This is a genomic window from Streptomyces sp. NBC_00443, from assembly GCF_036014175.1.
Lineage (GTDB): Bacteria > Actinomycetota > Actinomycetes > Streptomycetales > Streptomycetaceae > Streptomyces.
On record NZ_CP107917.1, the window covers coordinates 4,190,559 to 4,210,645 of the forward strand.

The 20,087-nt window shown below is 71.8% G+C and carries 18 protein-coding genes and 1 pseudogene; 3 read left to right on the forward strand and 16 right to left on the reverse strand.

Annotation, left to right across the window (positions count from 1 at the left end; genetic code table 11):
- Positions 1 to 8: 8 nt before the first annotated feature.
- From OHO27_RS18650 to OHO27_RS18670, 5 genes are all read right to left on the reverse strand, one after another.
- Positions 9 to 683 carry a response regulator transcription factor gene (locus tag OHO27_RS18650; RefSeq protein WP_328425353.1) on the reverse strand — a complete coding sequence of 225 codons (675 nt, stop codon included), beginning with the start codon at positions 681 to 683 and terminating at the stop codon, positions 9 to 11.
- On the reverse strand, positions 680 to 2,167 hold the full coding sequence (locus tag OHO27_RS18655; protein ID WP_443059564.1) for a sensor histidine kinase: 1,488 nt from the start codon (positions 2,165 to 2,167) through the stop codon (positions 680 to 682). The genes OHO27_RS18650 and OHO27_RS18655 overlap by 4 nt, the downstream gene beginning before the upstream one ends.
- Entirely contained in the window at positions 2,160 to 3,401 is a 1,242-nt protein-coding gene (locus OHO27_RS18660; protein WP_328425357.1) for an acyltransferase family protein, read from the reverse strand. Before OHO27_RS18660 ends, OHO27_RS18655 begins: the two co-directional genes overlap by 8 nt.
- Positions 3,394 to 4,599 (reverse strand): alpha/beta hydrolase, encoded by a 1,206-nt coding sequence (locus tag OHO27_RS18665; protein WP_328425359.1) that lies wholly within the window; start codon positions 4,597 to 4,599, stop codon positions 3,394 to 3,396. Before OHO27_RS18665 ends, OHO27_RS18660 begins: the two co-directional genes overlap by 8 nt.
- 227 nt (positions 4,600 to 4,826) lie before the next feature.
- Positions 4,827 to 5,705 carry an alpha/beta hydrolase gene (locus tag OHO27_RS18670; RefSeq protein ID WP_328425361.1) on the reverse strand — a complete coding sequence of 293 codons (879 nt, stop codon included), beginning with the start codon at positions 5,703 to 5,705 and terminating at the stop codon, positions 4,827 to 4,829.
- 196 nt (positions 5,706 to 5,901) lie between these two features.
- Here OHO27_RS18670 and OHO27_RS18675 point away from each other — a divergent pair.
- Positions 5,902 to 6,502: pseudogene (locus OHO27_RS18675) on the forward strand (TetR/AcrR family transcriptional regulator).
- Here OHO27_RS18675 and kynU read toward each other — a convergent pair.
- The 10 genes from kynU to OHO27_RS18725 all read right to left on the reverse strand — a co-directional run bounded on the left by kynU (position 6,499) and on the right by OHO27_RS18725 (position 16,762).
- On the reverse strand, positions 6,499 to 7,716 hold the full coding sequence (gene kynU, locus OHO27_RS18680) for a kynureninase (RefSeq protein ID WP_328425363.1): 1,218 nt from the start codon (positions 7,714 to 7,716) through the stop codon (positions 6,499 to 6,501). The pseudogene OHO27_RS18675 and the gene kynU overlap by 4 nt on opposite strands.
- The gene (locus OHO27_RS18685; RefSeq protein ID WP_328425364.1) at positions 7,709 to 8,557 is read right to left on the reverse strand and encodes a tryptophan 2,3-dioxygenase family protein; all 849 of its coding nucleotides are present in this window, start codon (positions 8,555 to 8,557) and stop codon (positions 7,709 to 7,711) included. Before OHO27_RS18685 ends, kynU begins: the two co-directional genes overlap by 8 nt.
- 153 nt (positions 8,558 to 8,710) lie before the next feature.
- Complete coding sequence (locus tag OHO27_RS18690) at positions 8,711 to 9,124, reverse strand: DUF3151 domain-containing protein (protein WP_328425366.1); 414 nt, start codon at positions 9,122 to 9,124, stop codon at positions 8,711 to 8,713.
- A gap of 133 nt (positions 9,125 to 9,257) precedes the next feature.
- The gene (locus tag OHO27_RS18695) at positions 9,258 to 10,739 is read right to left on the reverse strand and encodes an MFS transporter (protein WP_328425368.1); all 1,482 of its coding nucleotides are present in this window, start codon (positions 10,737 to 10,739) and stop codon (positions 9,258 to 9,260) included.
- 59 nt (positions 10,740 to 10,798) lie between these two features.
- A complete protein-coding gene (gene fbaA / locus OHO27_RS18700; RefSeq protein WP_328425370.1) occupies positions 10,799 to 11,821 on the reverse strand; it encodes a class II fructose-bisphosphate aldolase in 1,023 nt (340 codons plus the stop codon).
- 180 nt (positions 11,822 to 12,001) lie between these two features.
- Entirely contained in the window at positions 12,002 to 12,550 is a 549-nt protein-coding gene (gene pyrE, locus OHO27_RS18705; RefSeq protein ID WP_328425372.1) for an orotate phosphoribosyltransferase, read from the reverse strand.
- A gap of 10 nt (positions 12,551 to 12,560) precedes the next feature.
- Positions 12,561 to 13,349 carry an aldose epimerase family protein gene (locus tag OHO27_RS18710; RefSeq protein ID WP_328425374.1) on the reverse strand — a complete coding sequence of 263 codons (789 nt, stop codon included), beginning with the start codon at positions 13,347 to 13,349 and terminating at the stop codon, positions 12,561 to 12,563.
- Positions 13,350 to 13,401: 52 nt separating this feature from the next.
- Entirely contained in the window at positions 13,402 to 14,343 is a 942-nt protein-coding gene (locus OHO27_RS18715) for an SRPBCC family protein (protein WP_328425376.1), read from the reverse strand.
- Positions 14,344 to 14,467: 124 nt separating this feature from the next.
- Positions 14,468 to 16,111 carry a polyamine aminopropyltransferase gene (locus OHO27_RS18720; protein WP_328425378.1) on the reverse strand — a complete coding sequence of 548 codons (1,644 nt, stop codon included), beginning with the start codon at positions 16,109 to 16,111 and terminating at the stop codon, positions 14,468 to 14,470.
- A gap of 93 nt (positions 16,112 to 16,204) precedes the next feature.
- Entirely contained in the window at positions 16,205 to 16,762 is a 558-nt protein-coding gene (locus OHO27_RS18725) for a DUF2617 family protein (RefSeq protein ID WP_328425380.1), read from the reverse strand.
- Positions 16,763 to 17,549: 787 nt separating this feature from the next.
- Between OHO27_RS18725 and OHO27_RS18730 the strand changes: the two genes are divergently transcribed.
- Positions 17,550 to 18,740, forward strand: a complete 1,191-nt coding sequence (locus tag OHO27_RS18730) for a pyridoxal phosphate-dependent aminotransferase (RefSeq protein ID WP_328425382.1) — start codon at positions 17,550 to 17,552, stop codon at positions 18,738 to 18,740.
- Between the two features lie 113 nt (positions 18,741 to 18,853).
- On the opposite strand, the gene OHO27_RS18735 is transcribed toward OHO27_RS18730, so the two are convergent.
- A complete protein-coding gene (locus OHO27_RS18735) occupies positions 18,854 to 19,381 on the reverse strand; it encodes a YbjN domain-containing protein (protein WP_328425384.1) in 528 nt (175 codons plus the stop codon).
- 136 nt (positions 19,382 to 19,517) lie between these two features.
- Between OHO27_RS18735 and OHO27_RS18740 the strand changes: the two genes are divergently transcribed.
- Complete coding sequence (locus OHO27_RS18740; RefSeq protein ID WP_328425386.1) at positions 19,518 to 20,012, forward strand: hypothetical protein; 495 nt, start codon at positions 19,518 to 19,520, stop codon at positions 20,010 to 20,012.
- Positions 20,013 to 20,087 lie beyond the last annotated feature (75 nt).

Genomic DNA, 20,087 nt, shown 5'->3' on the forward strand with positions numbered 1-20,087 from the left:
GGCCCCGCTCAGTATCCGGAGGGCCGCACCAGCCCCGATTCGTACGCGAACACCGCCGCCTGCGTACGGTCCCGCAGGCCCAGCTTCACCAGGATGCGGCCCACGTGGGTCTTCACGGTCTGCTCGGCCACGACGAGGCGCTCGGCGATCTCCGCGTTCGAAAGCCCCTGCGCGATCAGCGCGAGGACCTCCGTCTCGCGTTCGGTCAGGTCGCCGACACGTTCCTTTAGTGGGGCGCGGGGCCGCTTGACCAGGCGGGAGAACTCGACGATCAGCCGCCGGGTGATGCCGGGCGCGAGCAGGGCGTCGCCGGCCGCCACGACCCGTACCGCCTCGGCCAGCTGGTCGGCGGAGGCGTCCTTGAGGAGGAAGCCCGAGGCGCCCGCATGCAGCGCCTCGTACACGTACTCGTCGAGGTCGAAGGTGGTCAGCACCAGCACCTTGATCTGCGGTGTCGCGGCGGTGATGCGGCGGGTGGCCTCGATGCCGCCGAGTTCGGGCATGCGGATGTCCATCAGCACGACGTCGGGGAGAAGGTCGGCGACCTTCTCCACCGCGTCCAGGCCGTCGACCGCCTGGCCGATCACGTCGATGTCGGGCTTGGTGTTGAGCAGCACGGTGAATCCCTGCCGGACCATCTGCTGGTCGTCGGCGATGAGTACGCGGATGGGGCTGCTCGTCATGCGGTGGCGTCCTTGTCCGGGGCGGAGGCGTGGGTGTGATGGGGATCCTCGGGAACGTAGCCGAGGCCATCGAGGCGGGGGTACGCGGGAAGATACGCGCTCACCAGGTAGCCGCCGTCCTGCGACGGGCGCGCCGTCAGGGCACCGCCGAGCATCGCGGCACGCTCCCGCATGCCGAGCAGCCCGTGCCCCGCGCCCGGCGACGGCGGCGCGGGATACTCCGGCCGCGAGTTGGCGACCCGCACGCTCAGGCCGTTCCACTCGTGCACGACGTCGACGCGGGCGGTCGCGCCGGGGGCGTGACGCAGTACGTTGCTCAGCGCCTCCTGCACGATCCGGTACGCCGACAGCTCCAGGCCGGGCTGCAGCGGGCGGCGCTCGCCGGTGACGTCGAGGGTCACGGTCAGGCCGGCGGCCCGGGTGTTCTCCACGAGCGCGTCCAGCCGGTCGAGGGTGGGTTGCGGGGCGTGCGGGGCGGTGGTCGATCCGGTGCCTGTGCCGGTGCCGGCCGCTTCCAGGCTGTCCGGGGCGCCGGGGTGTTCCGAGCGCAGGACTCCCAGGACGCGGCGGAGTTCGGTAAGTGCGTCCAGGGCGTTCTGCCGGATGCCGTCGAGGTTTTCCTTCAGCTCGTCGGAGGGGTTCTCGACGAGGTGAGGGGCTACCTGGGCCTGGATGGAGATGACCGACATGTGGTGGGCGACCACGTCGTGCAGCTCGCGGGCGATACGGCTGCGCTCCTCCAGTACGGTGCGGCGGGCCCGTTCCTCGGCGGTGAGCGTTTCCTGCTCGACCAGTTGGGAGCGGGCCTCCTTGCGGCCGCGCAGGGCGGTGCCGACGACGACGGCGATGGCGAAGATGACGACCGCCGCGGCGCCGGTGCCGGAGTATTTCGTCCCGCCGAACTGGCCCTGGAGGGCGAAGGTGGCCAGGCCCGACACCGCGAGGGCCGCGACGGCCTTACGGGTGGGGACGCGGAGGGCCAGGAGCAGGAGGATGCCGGAGTGGGCGATGATTTCGGGCGCGATCCAGGGCCAGTTGGGGGCGGGGGTCGGGAGTTCCGCGAGGTGGGGGCGGGCGATCAGGGCGGTGATGAAGGTGGCCGTCAGGCTCAGGGCCCATGCCCGGCCCGGGCGCCACAGGGCCAGGCACAGGGTGACGCCCTGGGCGAAGCCGGCGATCAGGCCGTTGGCCGTGCTCATGTCGTAGCCGTCGCTGATTTCGTTGCCGCCGGCCAGGGAGACGCCGAGGGCGATCCAGGCGGTGAGCAAGACGGTCAGCCAGCGGAGCCACGTTCTCCCGAAGGGTTTGCGGAGGTTGGTGGGGAGGGTGCGTTTCCCGGGTACAGGTGGGGGTGGCCCCGGTGGGGCGGGCACGCCATCGGCGGCTGCGGACCCCACCTGCGAGGCCTGCTCATCCTCAGCCCCCGCAGCCGACCCCCGCGCCCCCCGCTCGTCCTCGCCCTTCACGGGGTCAACCCTAGACATGGTGCCGGGCCTTCGTTTTCTCGCTCTGTGAGGTGAAGTTGGAGCGGATCACCCTGGATGTGCGGCCCTTGGCGCGGCGCGGCCCCTGTTCGTAGAGGCGGAACGTCGTCCAGCAGGCCGCCAGGGCCAGGGTGAACACCGGGAGCCATGCCACGCGGGCCGCCACCCACATGAGGTCGTCGGGGAGTGTGTGCAGGCCGGGGAGGTGGCCTGCCAGGAGGCCTGTGGCTGTGGTGGCCATCAGGGCCGTCTGGTGCCAGAGGAAGATCGTCATCGCGGAGAGGTTGAGCAGGGCCACCGCCGCCCAGGCGAGGGGGCGGCGCATCGCCCGGCGCAGTGGCTCGCGCACCAGCAGGGCCAATCCGCACTGGGCGAGGCCGAAGGTGACGGCGGCCAGAGTCGGCGGGTTGAGGTTGGAGATGCCGGCGCCGGGAACGCCGACCATGGACGCCGGGTAGCCCGCCCAGGCGACCAGCGCCGCCGTCGCCACCGCGCCGCCCGTCAGCAGGATCCAGCCGGCGCGGCGCCGCTCCAGCTCACCCCGGGTCCACGCCGCGCCCAAGCTGAACGGCACCAGCCAGCCGGCCGCCACGTTCACCCAGCCGAGCCACGCGGGGCCGCCCAGGCCGAAGCGGAGGAGGTCCACATGGAGGACGACGGCCAGGGGCCACAGGGGGTTGAGGCGCAGGAGGAGGGGCGTCACCGCCGTCAGCGCCGCGAAGACCAGCAGGAACCACAGGGGGGACAGGGCCAGTTTGAGCAGGGTGCGGACCGTGTCGAAGTCCGTGCCCGAGAGGAGCAGCAGGACCGACGCCACCGTCCACAGGGTGAGAACGGCCGCCACCGGTTTGAACAGGCGGGACATACGGGACCTCAGCCACTGTCCGTATGTCGTGCCGCGTGCCCGGGACGAGGTGTAGCCGCGGGTCGCCACATGGCCGCCGACGAGGAAGAACACGGCCAGGGTCTGGAAGGCCCAGGAGATCGGGGCCAGCCAGGGCATGTGCTGGAGCGGGCTCGCGGTGCGCAGGCCGGACCCGCCGTCCGCCACCAGAGCCGTCACCAGCCAGTGGCCGAGCACGACGCCGAGGATGGCGAAGGCCCGCAGGGCGTCGACCGCCCGGTCCCGTTCAACAGCTGTGACGGCGTCGACGCGGGCGGCGCCACGCCGGATGCCCTCCGGTATGCCGCGTCGTGCACCGCGTGCACGCCCCGCGATGGTGGACTCAGCCATGGGTCACCTCCGAGGTCTCGCCCAGGACAATGCGGGTCAGGTTCGTCAGGGACGTCGTGCCGGGCCTGAAGTAGTCGCTGTGGCCGCCGTCGCCCGCCGCGAAGACCCGGGCGCCGAAGGACGGCGACATCGGGTCGGTGCCGAAGCCGACGGTCGTGCCGAGCAGGTCGAACCTGACGTGCGGGACCTCGGCCACCCAGTCGTCGCCGCCACGCGCCGCCCAGACGCGGGCCGGGGTGTGCAGGGCGCCGGCGGTGTCGACGCCGGTGCCGGGGCTGCCCACCAGGGCGATGTCGTCCACGTCCCCGTCGAGTTCGGAGGCCGCACGGCCGCAGACCACCGAGCCGTAGGAGTGGCAGAGGAGGGAGATGTGCGGCCCCTCTTCGGCCGACCCTTTCGACGGGCCGCTCATGCTCGACGTGCCGCTCATGCTCGACGGGCCGCTCATGCCCGGCGTTTCGCCCGCGCTCGACGTGCGATCCGGGATGGCGCGCAGCTGCCGTACGAACTCCCGCAGCTTCGGCGCCGCGTCCTCGGCCCGGCCCGCCGTGGCGACCGTGGCGCTGATCGTGCCCGGCGTCTCGTAGCCGAGCCAGGCCACCACCGCGGTGCGCGTGCCCTGCGGGGCCTCCCGGGTGAGACGTTCGTGCAACGCGCGGGCGGCGTTGCGGAAACGGCCGTAGGTGTCGATGGAGGTGTCGGAGCCGGGGACCAGGACGGCGATGCGGTCGGCGTGCGCCAGGTCGCCGAAGACCTCCGTCGCGAGGCCGGGCCCGCGGCCGTCGAACGTGAGGAAGTGGCGGGATGGGTCGGCCATCGCACGGTCCGCGGCGGCGCGTTGGCGATTGCCGTTGGCCGCGGCCATGCGGGACGCTTCGGCGGCGTTGGCGCGGTTGGCGGCGTACGCCTCGTCCAGCGTCGCCGCCGTGACCGGCGCGAGGGCGGCCGGCTCCGGGGCGGGTATCTCGGGCCGCGCCGCACCGGACAGCGGGACGACCACGGCACCGGTGATCAGGGTGGCGAGCAGCGCTCGGCGCAGTCTGTGCGTGCGACGGGCCTTCTTCGTCCCGCGAGGCCCGCTCGGCCCGGCCGGCGCGGCCGACTCGCTCGACTCGGCCCGCTCGCCCGGCCCACTCACCCGGCCCGGCGAGCTCGCCCCCGACGCGCTCGCGCTCGCCGCCCCCGCCGTACGCCCCATGGTCGTCGCCCCTTCCAGTCCGCCCGGCCATCGGGCCTACCTGGAAGGGAAGTTACGGATCCGGACTTGTCGTCCGCGTCATGCCAGGGAGCTCACCTGCGACGTAGCTCTCAGGTACTACGGGTATGAAGGGGCCCTCCATCCACGGGCCGCTCCGGGCGGGGTGCCCGCACGTGACGGGGCAGGTGCGCGTGACGGGACACGTGCAGGTGAGGGGGCCTGCGAACTCACCACGCCAGCTGCGCGATCTCCTCCGCCACCACCGCGCACGCATCCGCCGCAGGGTCGATCAGCGGGAAGTGGCCGGCATCCTCCAGCAGGGTCAGACCGATCACTTCCCCGGCCTTCGCCGCCGCGTCCGCGTACGACTCGGCGACCGCCTGCGGGACCACGACGTCCGTCCGGCCCTGGACGACCGTCGTCGCGATGCCCGTCGGGAGCAGGAGCGCGGGGTCGGCGTACGGCTGACGCTCGGCGAACTCCACTCCTCCGCCGAGGAGTTGCTGCGCCGCTCCCCCACAGACGTCCAGTTTGTCGGCGACCGTGAAGTCGGCGATCGGCGCCAGCGCGACGACACCCCGCAGGGGCGCGGGGCGGTCGGTGCGCCAGGGGGCGTCCGCGGGCAGGACATGCCGGGCCGCCACCCACAGGGCGAGGTGACCGCCGGCCGAGTGGCCGGTGACCACGGTCCGGCGCGGATCGGCCTGCGGGAGCATCTCCCGTACGAGAGCGGGCAACGCGTCCAGCGCGGCGGCGACGTCGTCGAACGTGTCCGGCCAGCGCCCGGCGACCGGGGCACCCGTACCGGAATCCGCCGCCCCGCGCCGGTACTCCACATTGGCCACCGCGAACCCGCGCCGTGCCAGGAAGTCGGCGAACGGCGTGATGTGCCGCCGGTCGTACGGCGCCCGCCATGCCCCGCCGTGCAGTACGACGACCAGCGGAGCCGCGTCGCCCGGAACGGCGTCGCCGCGCGGCGCGTAGAAGTCGATCACCTGGTCGGGGTGGTCGCCGTACGAGGCGATCGCGTCGGGGTCGACGGGCGGGCGCGAGAAGGCGGACTCCTCTTCGGCAGCGGCCCGGGCTGCTGCGACGTCGTCCGGCATGCTCAACCTCTCAGCGACAAAACAGATTTGGACGAATGCGGGGTGGCGGACCACGTGGGAATTCGGCCGTTGGCGGGGACGGTATCAGGCGGGTGACGTGCGTGGACACAGGGATGTCACGCAGGGTGAGGGGTAAACGGTTCCGCTGTTCCGTTACGCTGGGGTCGCAGATCGTACGCGCACCAAGGAGGCCGATATGTCCGCCGAGCCCGGCACCGTACGTCCCGGAGGACGTACCGCGCGTGTCCGCGAGGCCGTGCTGCGGGCGGCCGGGGACGTCCTGGCGGAGCAGGGCTTCGACGGTCTCGACCTCGCCGACGTCGCCCGCCGGGCCGAGGTCGGCAAGACCACCGTGTACCGGCGTTGGGGCTCGGTCACCGCGCTGGTGGCCGACCTGCTCGCCGACATGGCCGAGCAGTCGCTGCCGCGCGAGGACACCGGGTCCGTGCTGGGCGACCTGCTCGCCAACGCGGCACTGGTGCAGCGGACGCTGGCGGATCCCCGGCAGGGCGCCCTGTTCCGTGCCGTGATCGCCGCGGCGGCCTGCGACGCACGTACGGCGCAGGCGCTCCGCCTGTTCTACGAGGTGCGGGTGGCGGAGTGGGCGCCGTGCGTGGAACAGGGCGTCGCCAGGGGGAGTTGCCCGACGGTACGGACGCGAAGGCAGTCGTACGGGCGGTGTCGGCGCCCTCTACTACCAGTTGCTGACGACCGGGGTCATCCCCGACGCCCCCGCCGCGGAGCGTGCCGCGCGGGCCGCGCATGCGGCTGCCGTGGCGGGGGTGTACGCCGATTAGCGCGGGGCCTCCCCCGGCAGCAGCGCCGCGAGCACCCGGGCCGCCCGTTCCACCTCCGCGAACCCCACGTACAGCGGCGTGAAGCCGAACCGCAGCACATCGGGATGCCGGAAGTCACCCACGACCCCCCGCTCGATGAGTCGCTGCATGACCTCCCCGGCGTTCTCGCACCGCAAGGCCACCTGGCTGCCGCGTTCGTCATGGGCCACCGGGGTCAGGGACTCGACGCGCCCCTCCCCCGCATAGGCCCCGACGCACTCCAGGAAGAAGTCCGTCAGCGCCAGCGACTTGGCCCGCACCGCCTCGACCGACACACCGTCCCAGACCTCCAGGGCCGCCTCCAGGGCGAGCATGGAAAGGATGTCGGGCGTGCCGACACGGCCGCGCAGGGCGCCCGCGGCCGGCTCGTAGGCGGGACGCATGCCGAAGGGCTCGGCGTGCGAGTTCCAGCCGGGGAGCGGGGAGTCGAAGCGGTCCTGGAGGTCCCGGCGTACGTACAGGTACGCCGGGGAGCCCGGGCCGCCGTTCAGGTACTTGTACGTGCAGCCCACCGCCAGGTCGACACCGTGCTCGTCGAGTCCGACGGGCAGCGCGCCTGCGCTGTGGCACAGGTCCCACACGGCGATCGCGCCCGCCGCGTGCACGGCGGCGGTGAGGGCCGGCAGGTCGTGCAGCCGGCCCGTGCGGTAGTCGACGTGGTTGAGGAGGACGGCGGCGGTACGGCCGGACAGCGCCGACGGCACCTCCGCAGGTGTCACGGGCCGTAGCGTACGGCCGGTCATCCGGGCCGCCGACTCGGCGATGTAGCCGTCCGTGGGGAAGGTCGTCGCGTCGACCAGGACCTCGTCCCGGCCGGGACCGGCGGACTCCGCCATCCGCACGGCGGCCACAAGTGCCTTGAAAACATTGACACTTGTCGAGTCGCCGACCACGATCTGGCCCGCCGCCGCACCGACCAGCGGGGCGATCCGGTCGCCGATCCGCTCCGGCGCGGTCCACCAGCCACTCTCGTCCCAGGAGCGGATGCGCATCCGCCCCCACTGCCGCAGTACGACGTCCTCGACCCGTCCCGGCACGTTCGACGGCAGGGCGCCGAGCGAGTTGCCGTCGAGATAGACGACCTCGTCGAGCACGAACTGAGCGCGCTTGCCCGCGAGTTCGTCGGTCGCGTCGAGCTTCTCGGCTTTGGCGGCGAGTTCGGCGAACTCAGACATGGGACCTCGCCGTCCACAGCTCCGGGAAGACGTTCTTCTGCGCCCGCTTCTCCAGCCAGGCCACGCCGGCCGAGCCGCCCGTGCCCGCCTTGGCGCCCATCGCGCGGCGGGTGGCGACCAGGTGGTCGTTGCGCCAGCGCCACACCAGTTCGGCGACGTCGGTCAGCGCCTCGCCCAGACGGGCGAGCTCGGAGTTCTGGTCGCCGGCGTAGATCGCGGTCCAGGCCGCCTCGACCGCCGGCGAGGGCTCGTACTTCCGCGACACGTCCCGCTTCAGCACGGCCTGCGGGATCGCGCAGCCGTGCCGGGCGAGGAAGCGCAGCACCTCGTCGTAGAGGCTCGGCTCGTGCAGCGCCTTCTCCAGTTCCGCGTGGACGCGGGGGGCGCCGCGGTGCGGGACCAGCATGGACGCGGACTTCTCGGCGAGCAGGAACTCCATCCGGCGGTACATCGCCGACTGGAAGCCGGAGCCCTCGCCGAGGGCGCTGCGGTACGAGTTGAACTGGGCCGGCGTGAGCTGGCCGAGCGGCTTCCAGGAGGAGTTCAGGGCGTCCAGTTCCCGCACCGAACGCTTCAGGGCGTCGACCGCCACGGCCGGGCGGTCCTCGCGCAGGGCGCGTGCCGCGGTCTCCCACTCGTGGACGATGACGGTGAACCACAGCTCCATGACCTGGGTCGTGACCAGGAAGACCATCTCTCCGGGGTCGTCGGAGAGGGTGTGCTGGAGGTGGGTGAGCACGTCCGCCTTGACGTAGTCCTCGTACGGCGTCGTGCCTGCGAAGTCGAGATTGGGGGTCTCGGGCTCCTGAGTCTCTGCGGACCTGTGAGCCTGCTGGGACATCGCTGTCTCCTGTGTAACTCCGGGTAGCGGTCCGCCCTGCCGTTATCGACAAAGGGGCCCCGGTCCCCACCCGGCATCCTCAGGTATGTCCCCCCGCATCGCAAGGCCCGCCCTCGTCACACCGGCGGGCCCCACGACAGCGAGGCGCGGTGGCTAGCCCAGGGTCTGGGCGGCCGTCGGCGAGGAGTCCTTCAGGAACTGTGAGCAGCGCTCGTACTCCTCCTGCTCGCCGATCGTTCCCGCGGCGCGGGCGAGGGCGTGCAGGGCCCGCAGGAAGCCGCGGTTCGGCTCGTGCTCCCAGGGGACCGGGCCGTGGCCCTTCCAGCCGCTGCGGCGCAGGGCGTCCAGGCCGCGGTGGTAGCCCGTACGGGCGTAGGCGTACGACTCCACGACGCTGCCGCGCTCGAAGGCCTCGTCGGCCAGCTGGGCCCAGGCCAGGGAGGAGGTGGGGTACTTCGCTGCGACATCCGCGGGGGCGGTGCCGCCGGCGAGGAGCTCGCGCGGCTCGGGGTCGTCGGGGAGGTGGGTCGGGGGCGGGCCCCCGAGGAGGTTTTCGTGAATGGCCATGGGTTCAAGTGTGGGCCATCGCCGGGGCCGGTGGGTGCCGTGTCTTTCGCCCCCGTCGCCGAGATGCCTGGACCGGCGACAGCGAGTGACGGTCAGCACAAAAAAGCAGAGCCCTGTGCACGCTGCACCCCGCCTAGCCCTCCCCCTCCCCCGCCAACCGGGACTGGCTCCGCACCCCCTCCAGCGGCGGCGAAGTGATCGAGCCGTGGTGGAGGCATTCCGGTTTGCGGCAGTCCGGGGGCAGGGTGCGTACCGTCGCGAAGGCGATTGCCGAGCCGACGACCAGGGTCCCGGCACACCACAGCATCGCCCGTCCGAACGCGCTGTCGAAGGCGTCCGGCGACCGGTAGGCCTCCTCGCTCATGCCGGCGAGCAGCGGCAGTGCGGCCACCGCGATCAGGCCCGCCGCTCGGGCGGCCGCGTTGTTGATGCCGCTGGCCAGGCCCGCGCGGGCGACGTTCACGGAGGCGAGGACGGTGGCGGTCAGCGGAGCGACCAGGGTGACCAGGCCGAGGCCGAAGACGAAAACGGCGGGCAGTACGTCGGCGACGTACGAGGCGTCCGGGCCGACGCGCAGCATCAGCAGCAGGCCGGCCGCGCTCACCAGTGGCCCGACGGTGAGCGGGATGCGCGGCCCGATCTTGTCGGCCAGGGCACCGGAACGGGCGGAGAACAGCAGCATCAGCACGGTCGTCGGCAGCAGTGCCGTACCGGCTTGCAGGGCCGAGTAGCCGGAGACGACCTGGAGCTGGATCGCGGCCAGGAAGAAGAACCCGCCGAGGGCCGCGTAGACGCACACGGTGACCAGGTTGACCGCGGTGAACTGACGGGACGCGAAGATGTCGAGCGGCATCATCGGGTCGGGCCGCCGTTTCTCGACGTACACGAAGGCGACACCGGCGGCGACGCCCGCGACCGCGGTGAGGGCGATGACCAGGGACCCGTCGCGGGCCTCGATCAGCGCGTACGTCACCAGCGCGAGGGACAGCGCTCCGAGGGACGCGCCGAGCACGTCGAAGCGGCCGTGCTTGGACCCGTCGCCGGACTCGGGGACGTGGCGCAGGGCGATGGGGACGCACAGCAGCGCCAGCGGGACGTTGAGCAGGAAGACCCAGCGCCAGCCGGGGCCGTCGACCAGCCAGCCGCCCAGGAACGGGCCGATGGCCGCACCGATACCGCCGAAACCGGACCACAGGCCCACCGCCGGGGCCCGGTCGTCGGGGTGGAAGGACGCCTGGATCAGCGCGAGGGAGCCGGGTGTGAGAAGCGCGCCGCCGATGCCCTGCAACGTCCGCGCGGCGATGAGGAAACCTGCGTTCGGGGCGAGCCCGCACAGCAGCGAGGCCGCGGCGAACCAGACGACGCCGATGACGAAGATCTTGCGGCGGCCGTAGCGGTCGCCCAGGGAACCGCCGAGGAGGATCAGACCGGCGAGGGCGAGGGTGTACGCGTTGACCGTCCACTGGAGGGCGGACAGGTTCGCGTCCAGGTCCTCGCCGATCCGGGGGAGGGCGACGTTGACGACGGTCGAGTCCAGCATCGCCATGCTGGAGCCGAGGACGGTGGTGAGCAGGATCCACTTGCCTTGCGGCGAGGCCATCCGGACGTCGGGCATGACCCCAGGTATACAGCGAGCCCGGTGCCGTAGCACCGGGCTCGCTGCATCCGCAACGGCTACTTGATCTTCGTGCCGGTGGAGCGCAGGTTCGAGCAGGCCTCCGTCACGCGCGCGGCCATGCTGGCCTCGGCGAGCTTGCCCCAGGTCCGCGGGTCGTAGGTCTTCTTGTTGCCGACCTCGCCGTCGACCTTCAGGACACCGTCGTAGTTCTGGAACATGTGGGCCGCCACCGGACGCGTGAAGGCGTACTGCGTGTCGGTGTCGATGTTCATCTTGACGACGCCGTTCTCCAGCGCGGTCGCGATCTCCTCGGCGGAGGAGCCGGAGCCGCCGTGGAAGACGAAGTCGAACGGGGACGCCTTGCCGTACTTGGCGGCGATGCCCTCGTTGAGCTCCTTCAGCAGCTCGGGACGGAGCACGACGTTGCCCGGCTTGTACACACCGTGGACGTTGCCGAAGGAGGCGGCGAGCAGGTAGCGGCCCTTCTCCCCGAGACCGAGGGCCTCGACGGTACGGACGGCGTCGTCGACGGTCGTGTACAGCGAGTCGTTGATCTCGTGCGAGACGCCGTCCTCCTCGCCACCGGTCGGGGTGATCTCGACCTCGAGGATGATCTTCGCGGCGCGGGCGCGCTCCAGCAGCTCCTGCGCGATGGAGAGGTTGTCCGCGAGGGTCTCGGCGGAACCGTCCCACATGTGCGACTGGAACAGCGGGTTCTCACCGCGCGCGACACGCTCCTCGGACACGGCGATCAGCGGCCGTACGTACCCGTCGAGCTTGTCCTTCGGGCAGTGGTCCGTGTGCAGGGCGACGGTGATGTCGTACTTCTTGGCGACGATGTGCGCGAACTCGGCCAGGGCGACGGCGCCGGTGACCATGTCCTTGCTGTGCTGGCCGCCGAGGAACTCCGCACCACCCGTGGAGATCTGGATGATGCCGTCGCTCTCCGCCTCCGCGAAGCCGCGCAGGGCCGCGTGCAGGGTCTGGGAGGAGGTCACGTTGATGGCCGGGTAGGCGAACTTGCCTGCCTTCGCCCGGTCGAGCATCTCGTTGTAGACCTCGGGGGTTGCGATGGGCATCTGTCCGCTCCTTGGAGTGTGCGGGTTGACGTACTGCGTACTGCGTTCTTCTTTACGGCCCTGACCTAGACCTCGATTGCGACGTCATCGTCGGCATCGTCGGGGGCCATCTTTCCATGACGAACCGGGATGCTCCGAGTGCCTGTCATCAGCCGAGACGGACGTCCGCCGGGGCCGAGGTCAGTCGAGCCCCAACTCGTCCTTGGAGAACGCGAACAGGTACGGCACGCCCGCACCCTCCTGGATCTTCTCGGCGGCTCCGGTGGCCCGGTCGACGATCGTCGCGACGGCGACGACCTCGGCGCCCGCCTCGCGCACCGCCTCGACGGCGGTGAGCGGCGAGCCGCCGGTGGTGGAGGTGTCCTCGACGACGAGCACGCGCCGCCCCGTGATGTCCGGCCCCTCGACCCGCCGCTGCAGCCCGTGCGCCTTGGCGGCCTTCCGCACGACGAAGGCGTCGAGCCGCTTCCCGCGCGCGGCGGCGGCGTGCAGCATCGCGGCGGCGACGGGGTCGGCGCCCATGGTGAGCCCGCCCACCGCGTCGAACTCCAGCTCCGCGGTCAGATCGAGCAGCACCTGCCCGACGAGCGGAGCGGCCTGCCCGTCGAGGGTGATGCGCCGGAGGTCGACGTAGTAGTCGGCTTCGAGCCCCGACGACAGGGTCACCTTGCCGTGCACCACGGCCTTGTCCTTGATCTGCTGCAACAGCGCGCCACGTACGTCAGTCATGCCGCCCAGCTTAGAGGCGCCGCCAGCTCCAGACGGTCGCGGCCTCGAGCGGCTCCAGGGGCGTGACCAGGCGGGGCAGGGTGTTCAGCCCGTTGGGCGGCCCGGTCTGCGGCTCGACACACACGGCGGCCTCCTGCTCGTCGTACATGACGACCCATTCCTCCCGACTGGCCACCTTCAGCTCCAGCTGCCCCGGCCAGGTGAGCGTGACGTCGACACCGCCGGGCATGCCGAAACAGTCGTCCCAGGGTCCGGGCTCGGGACCGATCCGGTTGCCGGTGGGCAGATGATCGTCACCACGCTCTTCCTGCCAGGCAGGAGCGAAATCGAGCTGCACGTCCTCTGCGCCGAGGTTCCGGTTGAACCAGGGATGCCAGCCGATCTGGGCCGGGAAGGACGTCTCGTAGGTCTCGACGGACATGGTGAGGCTGAGGCTGTCCGGGGTGAGCGCGATGACGTGGGTGACGCGTCCGGCGTAGGGCCAGGGCTCGACCAGGTCGTACGTGATGACGGCCTCGTCACCGGCGACCCTGGCCACCTTCCAGGCGCCGTCGCGTGCCGTGCCGTGGATGGCGTGCGGCGGAGCGTTCAGCGGCATCTGCCGCACCACGGCACCGTCCAGGAACCGACCGTCCCGGACCCGCCCACACCAGGGAACCATCGGAAAACACCCGAACCGCTCCCCCTGCCGCAACAACTCCGCCCCTGCGACCCGAAGCCCCCCGACCCGCCCACCGTTCCCCGGCAGCACGTCCACCTCCGCGTCACCCGCGGTCAGCGTGATGTGTTCGTTACTCACGGGATGACCCTACTGGGACGATCAAGGGTGCAGGCATTCCAGTCCGGGGGTCTCAACGCCGCCGCCGCAACGCCCGCCCCACCACAATCGCCGACGCCACCACAATCGCCGCCGCCGGAGCAGCCCACCGCAACGTAGAACCGGGTACGACGGTCTGCGGCGCCGGCACAGGCGCATACCGCCCCCGCGGCGGCGCGTGATCCACTTCCTCCGCGCTGCGCCCGATCATCGTCCGCCGGGCATGAGCCGCCTCGGCCACAGGAGCCTCCCCGTCCCCGGCCGGGGCCTCGGCCTCGGCCTCCACCTCCGGTTCGAGCGCCGGCGGCGGAACCTCGGCGTCAAAGACGGACGTCTCCTCACCACCGTCGCCGGAATCCGAATCCGACCCCGGATCCGAAGCCGAAGCCGCAGCCGCAGCGGGCCCGGGCGCCGCAGCGTCATCCGCATCCGGCGTCGTCTCGAAGTCACTGGTCACCCGAGTCTCGAACTCCCCGGGAGCCAACCCCTCCTGCTCCTCGGAGGCACCCGCTTCCAGCCCCGCGTCAGGGGACACAGCCTCCCCCGCGACAACGCCCAGCTGCTCCCCGAAACGGTTCAGCAACCGACCCACAGCAGAGCCGACCGCCTCCGCCGGGAACTCGGCCACCCGCCCGTCCGCCGAAGCAGTCCCCGCGAACCTCACGGTGGCCCCGCCCTCGGCCTCAAGGACCCGTACCGTGAGCGCGAGCTTCACCACCCCGCTGCCCCGCACCTCGGCCGCATCGCCCTCGACGGCGTAGGCGTACGCACCGTCACCGTCCTCCTGCGCAGTGACCCGCACGGCGCCCCGATACGTGATCGTGTGGCCGGCGACGCGCACCTTCAGCCGCCCGGCAACGGGCTCGGCCCCGGCGTCCTGCTGGAGCCCGGGGACCGCCCGGGCAACCCGTACGGGATCGGCCAGCACCGCCCTGAGCCGCTCGGCCGCAACCGGAACGAACACCTCATGCTCCATGGGGCCCGAGCCTACCCAGCATGGCGTGAACCGCACCCACAGATCCGAGGATTCTCACCTCAAGCCCTCCCGCCGGGCGTACCCTCCCCGCCCCGCACGAGAGCCCTGCACCTCACCACGCCCCTCAGTACCGCGGATGCACCAGCGTGGACGCCCCCAACCCCCCGACCCGCGTCCCCTCGGCCGCCCGCGCATCCGCCGCCAGCCCCTCACGCGTCAGCGTCCGGGGCCGCGGCACCCCATCACCCGCTCCGAGCCGCAACGCCGGACGCTCGCCCCGGCCCGCCAGGATGAACCCCCAGTCGTGCGGCGCCCGCGTCGGGCCCGCCGAGCGGTCGGGGCCCGCCGCGAAACCGGAACCGCGGCCTCGGACGCAGTACGGGGCGGTCCGCAGGCCCGCGGCGCGCAGTGTCGTGTCGACCGTCCAGAAGACGCGGGCCCGGGACGAGACCGGGCCGGCGTGGACGGCCAGGCGGCCGTGCGGGGTCAGGGCGCGCCGGGCGAGACCGTAGAACTCCTGCGAGTACAGCTTCGTGCTGGCGGTGATGCCGGGGTCGGGCAGGTCCGAGATGACGACGTCGTACGTCGCCGGCGGCGCCGCCCGCAGCCAGCGGAAGGCGTCGCTCGTCATGACGTGGACGCGGTTGTCGTCGTAGGCGTGGTCGTTGAGGTCGGACAGCGGAGGATCCCGGCGCGCCAGGCTCACCACCCCGGCGTCGGCCTCGACGACATCGACCCGGTGCACCCCGGGATGGCGCAGCACCTCGCGCGCGGCCAGCCCGTCCCCGCCTCCGAGGATCAGCACGCGCGTGCGCTCGCCGTTCATCACGGGGTGGACCAGCGCCTCGTGGTAACGGCGTTCGTCCTGGCCGCTGACGCGCAGGCGGCCGTCGAGGAAGAGGTTCAGGGGGCGGCCGTGCGCGCCGCCGGTGATGACGACCTCCTGGAGGTCGGTGTGGACTGCCACACGCACGTCCCGCCCGTACACCGCGTGCCGTGCCGCCCGTTCGAAGTCGTCGACGAGTACGGCGGCGGAGGCGAGCACGCCGAGCACGGCGACGTTGGCGATCACCAGCAGCCAGCGGGCGCGGCGGCTGAGGTCCCTGCGGAACAGGCCGAGGACCAGCGCGCCGCCCACGACGGCGTTGACGGCGCCGGTGATCAGCGCGGAGGTCAACTGGCCCAGCAGGGGCAGGAGCAGGAAGGGGAACGCGAGCCCGCCGACGAGCGCGCCGACGTAGTCCGCGGCGAACAGGTCGGCCACCGCGCCGCCCGCGTCCTGGCGCCGGATGCGCTGGATCAGGTCCATCAGCAGCGGCACTTCTGCGCCGATCAGCAGGCCGATGGTGAGGGAGAAGGCGACGAGGAGACAGCGTGGGCCGTTGGCCCACAGGCCGCCCCAGTCGCCGGTCCAGGCGTAGACGGCGTAGAGCGCGAACGCGCTGCAACCGCCGACGAGGGCGAGCACGGCCTCGATGGCGCCGAAGCCGGCCGCGGCGTACGGGCGCAGGCGTTTCGCGGCGAGGGAGCCGATGCCCATCGCGAAGACCATGACGGACAGCACGACGGAGGCCTGGGTGACCGAGTCACCGATCAAGTACGAGGCGAGGGCGACGAGTTCGAGTTCGTACACGAGTCCGCAGGCAGCGCAGACGAAGACGCCCGCGAGGACGAGGAACCGCCCGGTCCCCGGCCGGACCGGAAGCCGTGGGGGGCCGCCCCAGGGCGGTGTTGTGCCGGGCGGGGCAGGGGCGTGCGGCTCGATCACGTTGCCGACGGTACGTTACGGCTGCGGCACGCTTCGTCACCCACACGTGTGTTCTTGAGGCGGGGGACGTTTGCGTCGCCGCCGCCGGGAGGCTCAAGCGCCGGACGGGCTGGACTGCCTGGACCGGGGTCTGAGCGTGGCCGCCAATGCCCTCACCCCCACTCTCGTGCGCGTCGCCACCAACTGCCCGTCCTGCGGGTACGCGTGCCACGTCCGCCAGTGCATCTGACCCTCGTGGTGCTGGGCCAGTATCGCGGTGAAGGCGTGCGGGCTGCCGGGGAAGACGCCGGCGAGGCCGTGCGGGTGGTCGGAGACCAGGGCGAGCAACTCCTGGGCGCGGCCCGCGAACTGCCCCGGTAACAGGACCTCCACCCGGGCCGCGAACTCGTACTCCCAGTCGCCCGCCCGCTTGGCCACGCCGAGCGGAAGGGGCGTGCTGCTGCCGGGCATACAGGCCACCGTCTCCGAGCAGATGCCCCGGTCCTCCTCCAGGAGTACCTGGTGGGACGCACCGAGCAGTCTCAACTGGAGCTTCGTCCCGGTCAGTTCGAGGTCGAGTGTGGCCAGCGCGGGCAGCGGCTCCCGCCCCAGGGCCCAGGCGAGGTCGGCCGCGCGCGTGTCGGTGTAGGCGGTGTTCAGGGTCGTGAGCATGGGTCGGCTCCGCAAGCACGCAAAGAAAGGGAGGGAGGGTGTCGGTCTCCGGCGGCGCACCCCGGCCGACACCGGGAGGGACGGCCCGGTCAGCCCAGTCGGCCGGTCAGAAGGGGTGTCCGCGGGACGTCCGAGAGGCTGCGTTGGTGATTTTCAGGGAATCATGAAGTGTGGCGCCGCCACAGCGTTTTTACCCAAGTTCGTAGGGTTTCCATCCCTCAGAGGGCTTATCAGCTCAACTGTTCAACTCCGGCGTACGCCTCTGAGGGCGGGGCGTGCGCCGGTGCGCCGGTGTGAACACGAAAGCGGGGCCGGTCCCAGGTACCGGCCCCGCTCCATGTGGATGCGTTCCCCTGCTCGGGGAGCTCAGCTGCCCCGTGTCAGCTGCCTCCGCCACCGCATCCGCCCCCTCCTCCGCCCCCTCCTCCGCAGGACGACCCGCCTCCGCATGACGAGCCGCCCCCGCAGGACGAACCACCGCTGTCTCCCCCGCCGGCCCACCAGCTGCCGCTGCTGCCGCTGCTGTCGTGCGAGCGACTCCTGCGGCTGTGCGAGCGGTTGGCCGACCGTGAGCCGCCGCGCACGGCGGACACGAAGATCAACACAAAGACGACTGCGACCAGCGCCAGAACGAATCCTGTGATCATGGCGTCAGCCTCCTTCCGTTCCCCCGAAGCGGACCGTGGCGTCCCCCCGTGGGCGCCTACCGCTCGGTGCGTGGGAGGGAGATGCCCGGCCGCCTCACGGCCCAAAGCAGAGTTGAGGAACTCCAGAGCTTGGGCGCAGGATGGCCGCCATGACCTCCAGCTCCCGCCCCCTGCTCAACCGCCGGCTCGCCGAGTTCGGGACGACGATCTTCGCCGAGATGTCCGCGCTGGCCCTGCAGACCGGGTCCATCAACCTGGGTCAGGGTTTCCCCGACACGGACGGCCCCGAGGAGGTCCGTGAGGCGGCCGTACGGGCCCTGCGCGACGGGCGCGGCAACCAGTACCCGCCGGGCCCCGGAGTCCCCGAGCTGCGCACCGCGATCGCCGCGCACCAGCAGCGGCGCTACGGGCTGTCGTACGACCCCGACACCGAGGTCCTGGTGACCGCAGGCGCCACCGAAGCCATCGCCGCCGCCCTGCTCGCGCTCGTCGAGCCCGGCGACGAGGTCATCGCGTTCGAGCCGTACTACGACTCCTACGCGGCCTGTATCGCCATGGCGGGCGGCACGCGCGTGCCGGTCACCCTGCGGCCGGGCGCGGGACGTTTCCGGCTCGACCTCGACGAGCTGCGCGCCGCCGTCACCGACCGCACCCGGTTGCTGTTGATCAACACCCCGCACAACCCGACCGGCACGGTCCTCACCCGCGAGGAACTGGCCGCGATCGCGGAGCTGGCCGTGGAGCGGGACCTGCTGGTGGTGACCGACGAGGTGTACGAGCACCTGGTCTTCGACGACGCCGAGCATCTGCCGCTCGCCGCGTTCCCGGGCATGCGGGAGCGGACGGTGTCCATCGGGTCGGCGGGCAAGACCTTCTCCTTCACCGGCTGGAAGGTCGGCTGGCTGACCTCGACGTCGGCCCTGGTCACGGCGGTGCGCTCGGCGAAGCAGTACCTGACGTACGTCGCGTCGGGGCCGTTCCAGTACGCGGTCGCCGAGGCACTGGCCCTGCCCGACAGCTACTTCGCGGCCTTCCGTGACGACATGCTGGTCAAGCGGGACCTGCTGGCAGGGGGGCTGGCGGAGGCGGGCTTCGAGGTCTTCAGGCCCGCGGGCACGTACTTCGTCACGACCGACATCCGCCCCCTCGGTGAGACGGACGGTTTCGCCTTCTGCCGTGCCCTGCCGGAGCGGGCCGGGGTGGTCGCCATCCCCAACGCGGTCTTCTACGACCACCGGGAGGCGGGGGCGCCGTTCGTCCGGTTCGCGTTCTGCAAGCGGACGGAGGTCCTTCAGGAGGCGGTGAAGCGGCTCAAGTCCCTGGCGGGCTGAGCGCTCGCGCCCGTCCACAGCCTGTGGACGGGCCCGGACGGCACAAACCCGGCCCGGCACGCGACCGTGATGGCCGGTGCCCTGGCCGGGCTCTGCCGAATCGGTGTCGAGGACTACTCCTCGTCGTCCTCGGGCTTGTCCGCCTCGTTGATCTCCTGCTCCAGGCCGAGCTGCTCGACGAGCCACTTGTCGAACTCGATGGCGGCCCGCACCCAGCTGACCGTCGACGAGACGAAGTGCTCCAAGCTCACGCCGGTGCCGATCAGCATCTGTGCCTCGCCGATCAGGCGGACGGTGCCGTCGTCGTGCGTGTGGCTGTAGACCTTGGGCCACAGGGTCCGGCGGTTCCAGTCGTCGATCGACTCGAGGAGCAGCGGCTTCTCGTCGATCTTGTGGGGCCGGTCGTAGAACGTCCGCACCGAGAAGACCTGCTGGTCTCCTTCGCCGCGGAACATGAAGTACGTACGGAACTGCTCCCACGGCGCCGCGAGGTCACCCTCGTCGTCGACGACGTACTTCAGCTCCATCTGGTCGAGGAGCTGCTTCACGAGGTCCTGATCCGGGACAACGGGTCCGGGCGGTGGCCCGGGCTCCGGCTGCTGGCCCCCGAAGTTCGGGATCGAGGACGGGTCGATGCTCACCGTGATTTTCCCTTCGTACGGATTCCGCCATCCTCCCCCATGCGGGGAGGGGGGTGGCAAGCCCGGACAGGGCCTGTCTGCCCTCGGCTGACATGATCTGGCCTGTCGCGACGGACCAGGGCGGAAGGCGGGGGTCATGTCCGGAACACAGGTAGGCGCACAGGAGCCCCGCGGCCGCACCAGATGGTCGAGGTTCGCCGCGATCGTGGCACTGCCGGGGCTGGTGCTGGCGGGCCTCATGGCCTTGGTGGTGATGTGGGTGGTGGCGGACGACCCGCCCCGCTCCGGTCCCGACACGGTCTCCTGCCCGGACGCCCTGCACTTCGGCGGGGCCGAGCTGCCGGACGGCGCCGAGGTCGTCGGGTCATGCAGGACGCAAGGGTTCCAGGACATCCATTACAGCGCGACCTTCCGCATGCCGCGCGCCGACGTCCCGGGCTGGCTCAAGGAGACCTATCCGGACGCGCCGGCGCCCGGGGCGAAGTTCTGCGGCGCCGTGGACGTGGATCTGTGTCTCGATGTGGACGCCCCGGGCGGCCATCCCGACGCGGGCGCCCACGCGGTGCAGGTGAGGGTCGAGTACGAGGACGCCGACACCGCACTCGTACGCTTCGCCGCGTTCACCATGTGACCGCGCAACCACGTGACGACGTGACCACGTAGCGAAGGCCCGCCCCGGGATTCGGGGCGGGCCGTCCCGCAGCTG

Bases quoted from the DNA above. Each gene is read 5' to 3' on its own strand.
- OHO27_RS18660 (WP_328425357.1), bottom strand. From the start codon at position 3,401: ATGGCTGAGTCCACCATCGCGGGGCGTGCACGCGGTGCACGACGCGGC.
- kynU (WP_328425363.1), bottom strand. From the start codon at position 7,716: ATGTCTGAGTTCGCCGAACTCGCCGCCAAAGCCGAGAAGCTCGACGCG.
- OHO27_RS18670 (WP_328425361.1), bottom strand. From the start codon at position 5,705: ATGCCGGACGACGTCGCAGCAGCCCGGGCCGCTGCCGAAGAGGAGTCC.
- OHO27_RS18690 (WP_328425366.1), bottom strand. From the start codon at position 9,124: ATGGCCATTCACGAAAACCTCCTCGGGGGCCCGCCCCCGACCCACCTC.
- OHO27_RS18665 (WP_328425359.1), bottom strand. From the start codon at position 4,599: ATGGGGCGTACGGCGGGGGCGGCGAGCGCGAGCGCGTCGGGGGCGAGC.
- OHO27_RS18655 (WP_443059564.1), bottom strand. From the start codon at position 2,167: ATGTCTAGGGTTGACCCCGTGAAGGGCGAGGACGAGCGGGGGGCGCGG.
- pyrE (WP_328425372.1), bottom strand. From the start codon at position 12,550: ATGACTGACGTACGTGGCGCGCTGTTGCAGCAGATCAAGGACAAGGCC.
- OHO27_RS18725 (WP_328425380.1), bottom strand. From the start codon at position 16,762: ATGCTCACGACCCTGAACACCGCCTACACCGACACGCGCGCGGCCGAC.
- OHO27_RS18685 (WP_328425364.1), bottom strand. From the start codon at position 8,557: ATGTCCCAGCAGGCTCACAGGTCCGCAGAGACTCAGGAGCCCGAGACC.
- fbaA (WP_328425370.1), bottom strand. From the start codon at position 11,821: ATGCCCATCGCAACCCCCGAGGTCTACAACGAGATGCTCGACCGGGCG.
- OHO27_RS18715 (WP_328425376.1), bottom strand. From the start codon at position 14,343: ATGGAGCATGAGGTGTTCGTTCCGGTTGCGGCCGAGCGGCTCAGGGCG.
- OHO27_RS18650 (WP_328425353.1), bottom strand. From the start codon at position 683: ATGACGAGCAGCCCCATCCGCGTACTCATCGCCGACGACCAGCAGATG.
- OHO27_RS18730 (WP_328425382.1), top strand. From the start codon at position 17,550: ATGGCCGCCATGACCTCCAGCTCCCGCCCCCTGCTCAACCGCCGGCTC.
- OHO27_RS18695 (WP_328425368.1), bottom strand. From the start codon at position 10,739: ATGCCCGACGTCCGGATGGCCTCGCCGCAAGGCAAGTGGATCCTGCTC.
- OHO27_RS18740 (WP_328425386.1), top strand. From the start codon at position 19,518: ATGTCCGGAACACAGGTAGGCGCACAGGAGCCCCGCGGCCGCACCAGA.